Raw genomic sequence first — 10,706 nt, forward strand, 5'->3', positions numbered from 1 at the left:
ACACCGAACCGGAAGGCACTCACCCGTTCAAGATCCCTCAGCCGAGACCTGGCTCACCCGTCCACAACCTCCCGGGACAGAACACCTAGGCCCAGGTGATCAGCCGCTTCGGCTGCTCCAGGATCGCGGCGATGTCGGCCAGGAACTTGGAGCCGAGCTCGCCGTCGATCAGGCGGTGGTCGAAGGACAGCGCCAGGGTGGTGACGTGACGCGGCTTCACCTTGCCCTTGTGGACCCAGGGCTGGAGCCGGATCGCGCCGACGGCGAGGATCGCGGACTCGCCCGGGTTGATGATCGGCGTACCGGTGTCGACGCCGAAGACGCCGACGTTGGTGATGGTGAACGTGCCGCCCTGCATGGCCGCCGGGGTGGTCTTGCCCTCGCGGGCGGTGGCGACCAGCTCGCTGAGCGAGGTCGACAGTTCCGGCAGGGTCTGGGCGTGCGCGTCCTTGATGTTCGGCACGATCAGACCGCGCGGGGTGGCCGCGGCGATGCCCAGGTTCACGTAGTGCTTGAGCACGATCTCCTGGGCGGCCTCGTCCCAGGCCGCGTTGACGCCCGGGTTGCGCTTCATCGCGACCAGGACGGCCTTGGCGATCAGCAGGAGCGGGTTGACCCGCAGGCCCGCCATGTCCTTGTCGGACTTGAGCTCCTCGACCAGCTTCATCGTGCGCGTGATGTCGAAGGTGATGAACTCGGTGACGTGCGGCGCGGTGAAGGCCGAGCCGACCATCGCCGCGGCGGTGGCCTTCCGTACGCCCTTGATCGGGACGCGGGTCTCCCGCGCGTCCGACGAGCCGGCGGCCGCGGCCACGGGAGCCGGAGCGGCGGCGGGGGCGGCGGCCGGAGCGGGGACCGGGGCGGCGACGGCCGGCGCCGGGGCGGCGGGTGCGGGGGCCGCGGCCTTGTGCACGTCCTCGCGGGTGATGATGCCGTCCGGGCCGGTCGGGACGACCGTCGCCAGGTCGACGCCCAGGTCCTTGGCGAGCTTGCGCACCGGCGGCTTGGCCAGCGGCCGCTCGGCGGTCGCGGAGCCGCTGCCGGAGCCGTGGCCGTTGAGCTCGCCCTGGATCGCGGCGGCGGCGGACGTCGGGGCCGGAGTGGCGGCCTGGGCCGGCACCGCCGTGCCCTTGCGGGCCCGTCGCTTCGTGGAGGACGCGGCCACGCCGTAGCCGACGAGGACCGGCTGGCGGCCCTCCGGCGCGGCCTCGGCGGCCGGCGCGGCCACCGGCTCCTGCGCCGGCGCGGCGGCCACGGCCGGGGCGGCGGGCGCCTCGGGCTCGCCGCCACCGCCGACGTTCACCGAGATGATGACCTGGCCGACGTCGACCGTCGTGCCCTCGGGGAACAGCAGCTCGTGGACGGTGCCGTCGAACGGGATCGGCAGCTCCACGGCCGCCTTCGCCGTCTCGACCTCGCACACGACCTGGCCGTCCTCGACCGTGTCACCGGGCTGGACGTACCACTTGAGGATCTCGGCCTCGGTGAGGCCCTCGCCCACGTCGGGCATCTTGAATTCGCGGATCGTCATGGTGGTGCTCTCCTCAGTACGCCAGCGAGCGGTCGACGGCGTCGAGCACGCGGTCCAGGCCCGGCAGGTACTCCTCCTCCAGGCGCGCCGGCGGGTACGGCGCGTGGTAGCCGCCGACCCGCAGGACGGGGGCTTCGAGGTGGTAGAAGCAGCGCTCGGTGATCCGGGCGGCGATCTCCGCGCCGGAGCCGAAGAACACCGGCGCCTCGTGCACCACGACCAGGCGGCGGGTCTTCTCCACCGAGGCCTGAATGGTGTCGAAGTCGAGCGGCGAGATCGACCGCAGGTCCACGACCTCGATCGACTTGCCCTCCTCGGCGGCGGCCGCGGCGGCCTCCAGGCAGGTCTTCACCATCGGGCCGTACGCGAGGAGCGTCAGGTCCGTGCCCTCGCGGGCGACGCGGGCCTTGTGCAGCTCGCCGGGGATGGCCTCGGTGTCGACCTCGCCCTTGTCCCAGTAGCGGCGCTTGGGCTCGAAGAAGATGACCGGGTCGTCGCTCTGGATGGCCTGCTGCAGCATCCAGTAGGCGTCGGAGGAGTTCGCCGGGGTGACGACCTTGAGGCCCGCCACGTGCGCGAAGAGCGACTCGGGGGACTCGGAGTGGTGCTCGACCGCGCCGATGCCGCCGCCGTACGGGATGCGGATGACGACCGGCATCTTCACCGTGCCGAGCGAACGGGCCCGCATCTTCGCCAGCTGGGTGACGATCTGGTCGTACGCCGGGAAGACGAAGCCGTCGAACTGGATCTCCACGACGGGACGGTAGCCGCGCAGCGCGAGGCCGATCGCGGTGCCGACGATGCCGGACTCGGCGAGCGGGGTGTCGACGACCCGGTCCTCGCCGAAGTCCTTCTGCAGGCCGTCGGTGATGCGGAAGACACCGCCGAGCTTGCCGACGTCCAGTCCCATGACGACGACCTTGGGGTCGGTCTCCAGGGCCTTGCGCAGCGACTCGTTGAGCGCCTTCGCGAGGGGAAGCTTCTGAACGGCCATGATTACTCGCCCTCTCCGCCCTCGAAGGACGCCTGGTACGCGGCGAACTGCGCGCGCTCCTCGTCGACGAGCGCGTGCCCGTCCGCGTACGTGTGGTCGAACATCGCCATGTGGTCCGGGACGGGCATGGCGCGGACGACCTCACGGACGTGCTTGCCGAGCGTCTCGCTCTCCGCCTCCAGCTCCTCGAAGAAGGCCGCGTCGGCGTGGCCCTCGTTCTCCAGGTAGGCCTTCAGGCGCAGGATCGGGTCCTTGGCCTCCCACGCCTCGCGCTCCGCGTCGCGGCGGTAGCGGGTCGGGTCGTCGGAGGTGGTGTGGGCGGCCATGCGGTAGGTGAACGCCTCGATGAGCGTGGGGCCCTCGCCGCGGCGGGCGCGCTCGAGCGCCGACCGGGTCACGGCCAGGCAGGCGAGGACGTCGTTGCCGTCGACACGGACGCCGGGGAAGCCGAAGCCGGCGGCACGCTGGTAGAGCGGGACGCGGGTCTGCTTCTCGATGGGCTCCGAGATGGCCCACTGGTTGTTCTGGCAGAAGAACACGACCGGGGCGTTGTAGACCGCGGAGAACACGAACGACTCGTTGACGTCGCCCTGGCTGGAGGCGCCGTCGCCGAAGTACGCGAGCACGGCCGAGTCGGCGCCGTCCTTGGCGATGCCCATGGCGTAGCCGGTGGCGTGCAGGGTCTGCGAGCCGAGGACGATCGTGTACAGGTGGAAGTTGTTGCTGCTGGGGTCCCAGCCGCCGTTGTTCACCCCGCGGAACATGCCGAGGAGGTTGGTGGGGTCGACGCCGCGGCACCAGGCGACGCCGTGCTCGCGGTAGGTCGGGAAGACGTAGTCGTCGTCCCGCAGGGCGCGGCCGGAGCCGATCTGGGCGGCCTCCTGGCCGAGCAGCGAGGCCCACAGGCCCAGCTCGCCCTGCCGCTGCAGCGCGGTGGCCTCGGAGTCGAACCGGCGGGTGAGGACCATGTCGCGGTAGAGACCGCGCAGTTCCTCGGCGCTCAGGTCGATGTCGTACTCGGGGTGGTGGACGCGCTCACCCTCGGGCGTCAGCAGCTGTACGAGCTCGGGCTCGGCGCTCTTCGCGGCCGATGCCTTCTTCGCGCTCGCGGCGCTGGTTGTGCGCTTGGCGCCGCTGCTGCGTCGCGTCGTCTTGCGCGCGGCAGTGCTCTCCACGGTCACGTGCGTGCTCCTCCGTCGGTCCAGCCTCCGGGTTCGCCTGAGGCCAGTGCGGCTCCGCCTTCTCCGTACCCTTCGCACGGGGTGGGTGCGACGCGGCCGGGGTCGGCGTGACAGGTGATCCGGCAAGCGTCGTCATAGGCACGTTACCCACAGTGCGGCATTCCTGCGAAACCCCACTTGACCTGCGATTTTGCTTGGATTTCCAAGTAAATCGAGAAAACGGGTATTCGCCGCTGGTCAGCGCATGGGACAGCGGCCCGACGCCGTCGTCGGAACACCCGGCACGTTATCCCGGCCACCCCGGGCGCGGGAAGAGCCAATATGTGAGACTGACGGCGTGCGCGAAGAAGGAAAAATCCGGGTATTTCTGCTGGACGACCATGAAGTCGTGCGGCGCGGCGTCCACGAGTTGCTGTCCGTGGAGGCCGACATCGAGGTCGTCGGCGAGGCCGGTACGGCCGCGGACGCCCTGGTCAGGATCCCCGCGACGCGTCCCGACGTGGCCGTGCTCGACGTCCGGCTGCCCGACGGCAGCGGCGTCGAGGTGTGCCGCGAGGTCCGCTCGCAGGACGATTCCGTCAAGTGCCTGATGCTCACCTCGTACGCGGACGACGAGGCCCTCTTCGACGCGATCATGGCCGGTGCCTCGGGTTACGTCCTCAAGGCGATCCGCGGCAACGAACTCCTGAACGCCGTCCGGGACGTCGCGGCCGGCAGGTCGCTGCTCGACCCGGTGGCCACCGCCCGGGTGCTCGAGCGGCTGCGGGACGGGAACGGCGCCAAGGACGACCGGCTCGCCGGCCTCACCGAGCAGGAGCGCAGGATCCTGGATCTGATCGGCGAGGGCCTCACCAACCGGGCCATCGGCGAGCGGCTCCACCTGGCGGAGAAAACGATCAAGAACTACGTCTCCAGCCTGCTGTCGAAGCTGGGCATGGAGCGGCGTTCCCAAGCCGCCGCGTACGTGGCGAGGATGCAGGCCGAGCGCCGCTGACGGCGCCGGGCGGTCCACGGCCGGCCCGCGCGCCGGGGCGATCGGCCCGCATTCGGGACCTAGGTCCCCCCGGACGGGGGCCCGGGGCCCCTGTCACGGCACGGTGCCCGTGACGGAGAGTGGAAGCCATGTCCTCCGAGGAGAAGCACGCCATCGAGCTGCTGAACCGCGTGTCGTACGGGCGGCTGGCCACGAGCATGCGGGCGATGCCGTTCGTGGCCCCGGCCCGCCACATCGTGGCCGACGGCGCCGTCCTGGTGCGCCTGCACCGCGGCCTCGGCTACCACCGGGCCTGCAACGGCAGCGTCGTCGCGTACGGCGCGGACAACCTCACCTCCGGCGCCGAGAACCTGTGGTCCGTGCAGTTCACCGGCACCGCCGCGATCGTCGAGCCGACCGAGGAGCAGCTGGCCGCGTTCGGCCGGGCACCCCGCTCGGTGGACGGCGAGGCCTACGAACCGGTCTACCTCCGCATCGAACCCCAGTTCGTCACCGTGCACCTCCTCGACTACTCCCCCGACGGAACCGGACAGCCGGAACGCGGCGGGGAGCCGTCCGACCGGCCGGAACGGGCCGAACAGACCGAACGGGTGCCGAACGGCCGTTCCCTGGAGCGACACCTGCACCACGTAGCGTGATCTAACATCTGCGGAGTGCCGCGCTCATCTGCACCTCATCTGCTTCCACCGGTCGGCGCCCTGCTGCGCCGCTACACGGACGCGGGCGAGCCGCTCTCCTGCCAGCCCGTCGCCCAGGGCCTGCTCAACCGCGGCTACCGGCTCGCCACCACCCGCGGCTCCTACTTCCTCAAACAGCACCTGGACGCCCGCACCGCCGACCGGGACACCATCGTCCGGCAGCACCGCGCCACCCAGCGGCTGCACGCCCTCGGGCTGCCCGTCGCCCCGCCGCTGCCCGACGCCACCGGTCGCACCGTCGCCGTCATCGGCGGCCGCTGCTACGCCCTGCACCCGTGGGTCGACGGCCGGCACCGCGACGGCGCCCAGCTCACCGCCGCCGGCTCCCGCCGGCTCGGCACCCTCCTCGGACACGTCCACACCTGCCTGGCCCGCGTCATGGAGTCGCCGCCGCCTGGCGGCGGCCCGGACGGCGGCCAGGAGAGCGCCCGCCCCGAGGACACCGTCCGGCTGATCGACGAGCTGCTGCGGCTGGTCCGCGTCCGCCGCCCGCGCGACGCCTTCGACGAGCTCGCCGAACACCGGCTGCGGGAGCGCCGGGTGCTGCTCGCCGCACACGCCCACCGCCGCCCGCCGGCCGCCGCCGCGACCGGCTGGGTGCACGGCGACTTCCACCCCTTCAACCTGCTCTACCGCGGTGCCGAACCGGCCGCGATCGTCGACTGGGACCGGCTCGGGATCCGGCCGCGCGCCGAGGAGGCCGTACGGGCCGCCGCGATCTTCTTCGTACGGCCGGCCGGCGAACTGGCCCTCGACAAGGTGCGGGCGTACGCGCGGGCGTACCGGCGTGCGGCGGGCGCCGACGGCGCCGAACTGGCCACGGCCGTCGACCGGGTGTGGTGGGAGCGGCTGAACGACTTCTGGACCCTGCGCTGGCGCTACCAGCTGCACGACCACAGGGCCGACCCGCTGTTCCCCGCGGTGTCGGCCCTGGCCGTGTGGTGGACCCGTGAGTACGAGGCGGTGCGCGACGCGTTCACGGACTGAACGGGCCCGCCGGCCCCCCGTGGACAGGGGAGACGGCGGGCCCGGATGTCAGTTGGTGGTGCCGGCGGAGGTGCCGGTCGTCGTGCCCGACGACGTACCCGTCGAGGTGCCGGTGGACGTGCCCGTCGACGTGCCCGACGAGGTGCCCGACGAGCCCGACGAGGTGCCGGTCGAGGTGCCGGTGGACGACGAGCCCTCGGTCGACCCCTCGGTGGAGCCCTCCGTGGAGCCCTCCGTGCCGCCGCCCTCGGTCGACCCCTCGGTCGTGCCCGTGCCGCCGTCCGTCGAGTCCGTCGGGCCCGTCGTCGGCTCGTCGGTCGGCGGCGGGGTCGTCGGCCGGTACGTCGGCCGGTAGGTGGGCCACGTGCCCGAGCCGCCGTCGCTGCCGCCGCTCGACGAGTCGGGCGACTGGCTCGTGTCCGACGGCTCGTCGGACGGGGTCGGCTCCTCTTCCTTCTTCTTGGACGGCGTGTCGGTGACCGCCGGCGGCTTCGTGTCGCCGCCGCCGCTCTTGTCGCCGGCCTTGTCGAGGGCGTACGCGACGCCCGCGATGATCGCGATCAGCGCGAGCGCCACGAACAGCAGCGCCTTGCCGGGCCCGCCCCTGCGGCTCGTGCCGTTGCCGCCGTGCGGGCCGTAGCCGTCCTGGACGTAGCCGCCGTGGCCGCCGTCGTAGCCGTATCCGCCGTCGTCCGGGTTCATCGGCGGCAGGATCGGGCGCTGCGCGGTGTCGTGGTGCATCGGGTGGCCCATGGCCGCCGTCGCGGCGACGCCGCCGACCGGCGTGTGCGGGCTCTCGTGCATCTCCACCGGGCCGGTGCTCCACACACCGGTGTGGCCGCCCTGCTCCTGGAGCATCTGCAGCCCGTACTGCACCAGCCCGCGCATCTCCTCGGCGCTCTGGAACCGGTCGTCCGGGTCCTTCGCGAGCGAGCGCATCACCAGCCCGTCCAGCTCCGGCGGCGCGGCCTGCGCGACCTCGGACGGCGGCACGGGAGCGTCCTGGACGTGCTGGTAGACCACCGACAACGGTGTCTCGCCGGTGAAGGGCGGGCGCAGCGCGAGGAGCTCGTAGAGCAGGCAGCCGGTCGCGTAGAGGTCCGAGCGGTGGTCGACGGCCTTGCCGAGCGCCTGTTCGGGGGAGAGGTACTGCGGCGTGCCCATGACCATGCCGGTCTGCGTCATGGTCGACTGCGCGCCGTGCAGGGCGCGCGCGATGCCGAAGTCCATGACCTTGACCGCGCCGGTGTGCGTGATGATGACGTTCGCCGGCTTGATGTCACGGTGCACGATGCCGTGCTGGTGCGAGTAGGCGAGCGCCTCCAGGACGCCGGACACGATGATGAGGGCCTGCTCGGGCCCCGGCGCCTCGGCGCTGATCAGCAGGTCGCGGATGGTGCGGCCCTCGACCAGCTCCATCACGATGTACGGCACGGACCGGCCGCCGACCACGTCCTCGCCCGAGTCGTAGACGGCCACGATCGCATGGTGGTTGAGACCCGCGACGGACTGCGCCTCGCGGGTGAAGCGCGCCTTGGAGACCGGGTCCTCCGCCAGGTCGGGGCGGAGCAGCTTCACGGCGACCGTGCGCCCCAGGCGCACGTCCTCGGCCGCGAACACCTCGGCCATGCCGCCGCGGCCCAGACGGTGCGTCAGCCGGTAGCGTCCGTCGCCGACGACGCCGCCGATGCCCCAGGACTCGGCGGACGCGTCCGGCACACCGCCACCAGCTTCGGAATCGGGTGCCATCAGTCCTCGCCGTCGTCTCTCGTACCGTGTCCGGTCGTCACGCTACAGGCTCCGTACGACATCACGGTCCGCGACGGATCGGTCATGCGACGGCCTACACGTACACCTGTGCAAATTCCATGGCGTTCCTGTCACGCTTCCGGGACAGCTGCTCTGCAGAGGGTCACGGATCGGGCACCGAACCGGGGCCCTGCTTGACGTGTCACTGCCCTCGGGCAGACTTGGCCGAGAAAATCCGGATCAGCGACGCCACGCGCGCGTATGGGGGAAGCACGAGATGAGCCAGGACGGCGCACAGGGCCGCTATGCGGGCGGTTCGGTAGCGGGCGGCCGGTACCAGCTGCGCGACCTGCTCGGCGAGGGCGGCATGGCGTCCGTCTACCTTGCGTACGACAGCGCGCTGGACCGCCAGGTCGCCATCAAGACGCTGCACACCGAGCTCGGCCGCGAACAGTCCTTCCGCGAACGGTTCCGCCGCGAGGCGCAGGCCGTCGCGAAGCTGTCGCACACCAACATCGTCTCGGTCTTCGACACCGGCGAGGACAACCTCGACGGTTCCCTCATGCCGTACATCGTCATGGAGTACGTGGAGGGCCAGCCGCTCGGCTCGGTGCTCGCCGCGGACGTCCGGCAGTACGGCGCGATGCCGGCCGACAAGGCGCTGCAGGTCACGGCCGACGTGCTCGCCGCCCTGGACACCAGCCACGAGATGGGCCTGGTCCACCGGGACATCAAGCCGGGCAACGTGATGATGACCAAGCGCGGCGTCGTCAAGGTGATGGACTTCGGCATCGCCCGCGCCATGCAGTCCGGCGTCACCTCGATGACCCAGACCGGCATGGTCGTCGGCACCCCGCAGTACCTCTCCCCCGAGCAGGCCCTGGGCCGCGGCGTCGACGCCCGCTCCGACCTGTACTCGGTCGGCATCATGCTGTTCCAGCTGCTCACGGGCCGGCTGCCGTTCGACGCCGACTCGCCGCTCGCCATCGCCTACGCGCACGTCCAGGAGGAGCCGCCCGCGCCCTCCTCGGTGAACCGCTCGGTGACCCCGGCGATGGACGCGCTCGTCGCCCGCGCGCTGAAGAAGAACCCGAACGAGCGTTTCCCGAGCGCCGCCGCGATGCGCGACGAGTGCCTGCGGGTGCTCTCCGCCGGACAGACCGGCGCCCCGGCCATCGTCGCGGGCGGTCCGGTCAACAGCGGCTCGGGCGTCGGCTCGGCGGTCTTCCCGCCGGTCGGCCAGACCCCGCCGCCGAGCACGCACGGCATCCAGACGCCGTACCCGCCGTCGATGCCGCACACCCCGCAGCCCGGTCCGTACGGGCCGCCGACGCCGGCCCCCGCGCCCTCGTACGGCTACCCGCAGGCCCCGACCCCGGCGCCCGCGCCCGCCTACCAGACGCCGGCTCCGGCGCCCGGCCCGTACACCGTGCAGTCGCACGTGGGCCCCGCCGGTGGGAACGGCGGCATCGGCCGGAACAAGATCGTCCTCGGCGCGATCGCCCTGGTGGTGGTCGCCGGTGTGATCACGGGCATCTCGCTCTTCAACCGCAAGACGGACGACAACGCCGGCGGCGGGGGCGCCGACCCGAGCCAGAGCGCGAGCACCGCGCCCGGCTTCAAGGGCCCGGACTTCACGAAGACCATCGACCCGAAGAAGTGCTCGGAGCCGCGCGAGTCCTCCAGCGATCCGGAGAAGTTCGAGGTCCCGGACCTCACCTACAAGAACATCAAGTCCGTCAAGGCGTGCCTCCAGGCCGCCGGCTGGAAGCTCAAGGCGGAGACGTCGATCGACGAGGCGACGTACGGCCAGGGCACGGTGATCACCCAGTACCCGCCCGCGGGCCAGGACATCACCGACGAGGACGCCGAGTTCACCCTCCAGGTGTCGACGGGCAACCCGCCGCAGCAGTAGGGGGACGGCGCGGGCCCTGCCAGGCGGGGCGGGCCCTGGCGCGCTTGCCCTCCGGGGGCGGGGCGGTCACGGTGCCGCGCTCGCCGTCCGGGGGCGGGGCGGTCACGGGCGGGCCGCACGCGCAGGGCGCCCACGAGCAGGGTGGTCACCGGCGGGGCGGTCACCGGCAGGGCGGTCACCGGCAGGGCGGTCACCGGCAGGGCGGTCACCGGCGGGGTGGTCACGGGCGGACCTGTCCGGAATGCCGGTTTCCTTCCGTCATGTGACGCTGAGTTGAACGACTCGGCGGCTCGGTACGGGAGGGGGTCACCCGGTGACTCCAGAACCACGTCCACGTCCTCGGGCACGGGCGCTCGCGCCCGGCCTCGCCTGCCGGCTGGCGACGGGCCTGACCTGCGCCATGACGGCCGCGGCACTCCCCGGAACGGTCGCCTTCGCGGCGGGGGCGCCGCCCGTCGCCACGCGCAGCGCCTCCGCCCCCTCCACGTCTTCCGCACCGTTTGCCTCCTCCACCCCTCCCGCCTCTTCTGCCTCTCTCGCCTCGGCATCCGCCGAGTACGTGCAGCCCTCGGCGCCCGGGGCGTCCGCCGTACCCGGGCGGGCGGCGCCTTCCGGGCACGGCGCGGGCGCCCCGCACCCGCGACCCTCCGCGAGCCG

The 10,706-nt window shown here is 72.3% G+C and carries 8 protein-coding genes; 4 read left to right on the forward strand and 4 right to left on the reverse strand.

Annotated elements, in window-relative coordinates; translation table 11 throughout:
* Window positions 1-85: 85 nt before the first annotated feature.
* The 3 genes from ESG85_RS02435 to pdhA are packed head-to-tail and all read right to left on the reverse strand — an operon-like array spanning window position 86 to window position 3,706.
* Entirely contained in the window at window positions 86-1,531 is a 1,446-nt protein-coding gene (locus ESG85_RS02435; RefSeq protein ID WP_128976339.1) for a dihydrolipoamide acetyltransferase family protein, read from the reverse strand.
* Between the two features lie 13 nt (window positions 1,532-1,544).
* Window positions 1,545-2,525 carry an alpha-ketoacid dehydrogenase subunit beta gene (locus ESG85_RS02440; protein WP_128976340.1) on the reverse strand — a complete coding sequence of 327 codons (981 nt, stop codon included), beginning with the start codon at window positions 2,523-2,525 and terminating at the stop codon, window positions 1,545-1,547.
* Window positions 2,526-2,527: 2 nt separating this feature from the next.
* The gene (gene pdhA / locus ESG85_RS02445; RefSeq protein WP_128976341.1) at window positions 2,528-3,706 is read right to left on the reverse strand and encodes a pyruvate dehydrogenase (acetyl-transferring) E1 component subunit alpha; all 1,179 of its coding nucleotides are present in this window, start codon (window positions 3,704-3,706) and stop codon (window positions 2,528-2,530) included.
* A gap of 337 nt (window positions 3,707-4,043) precedes the next feature.
* Between pdhA and ESG85_RS02450 the strand changes: the two genes are divergently transcribed.
* The 3 genes from ESG85_RS02450 (at window position 4,044) to ESG85_RS02460 (ending at window position 6,385) form a co-directional block, all read left to right on the forward strand.
* On the forward strand, window positions 4,044-4,700 hold the full coding sequence (locus tag ESG85_RS02450) for a response regulator (RefSeq protein WP_128976342.1): 657 nt from the start codon (window positions 4,044-4,046) through the stop codon (window positions 4,698-4,700).
* Between the two features lie 128 nt (window positions 4,701-4,828).
* Complete coding sequence (locus ESG85_RS02455) at window positions 4,829-5,338, forward strand: pyridoxamine 5'-phosphate oxidase family protein (RefSeq protein WP_128976343.1); 510 nt, start codon at window positions 4,829-4,831, stop codon at window positions 5,336-5,338.
* A 15-nt stretch (window positions 5,339-5,353) separates the two neighbouring features.
* Window positions 5,354-6,385 (forward strand): phosphotransferase, encoded by a 1,032-nt coding sequence (locus tag ESG85_RS02460; protein ID WP_128976344.1) that lies wholly within the window; start codon window positions 5,354-5,356, stop codon window positions 6,383-6,385.
* Window positions 6,386-6,433: 48 nt separating this feature from the next.
* Here ESG85_RS02460 and ESG85_RS02465 read toward each other — a convergent pair whose 3' ends face one another.
* On the reverse strand, window positions 6,434-8,134 hold the full coding sequence (locus ESG85_RS02465) for a protein kinase domain-containing protein (protein ID WP_128976345.1): 1,701 nt from the start codon (window positions 8,132-8,134) through the stop codon (window positions 6,434-6,436).
* A gap of 277 nt (window positions 8,135-8,411) precedes the next feature.
* On the opposite strand from ESG85_RS02465, the gene ESG85_RS02470 reads away from it, so the two are divergent.
* Complete coding sequence (locus tag ESG85_RS02470) at window positions 8,412-10,049, forward strand: protein kinase domain-containing protein (RefSeq protein WP_128976346.1); 1,638 nt, start codon at window positions 8,412-8,414, stop codon at window positions 10,047-10,049.
* Window positions 10,050-10,706: the final 657 nt, after the last annotated feature.

Origin of the sequence: Streptomyces roseicoloratus (genome assembly GCF_004117935.1) — a bacterium.
In the GTDB taxonomy this organism is placed as follows: domain Bacteria; phylum Actinomycetota; class Actinomycetes; order Streptomycetales; family Streptomycetaceae; genus Streptomyces; species Streptomyces roseicoloratus.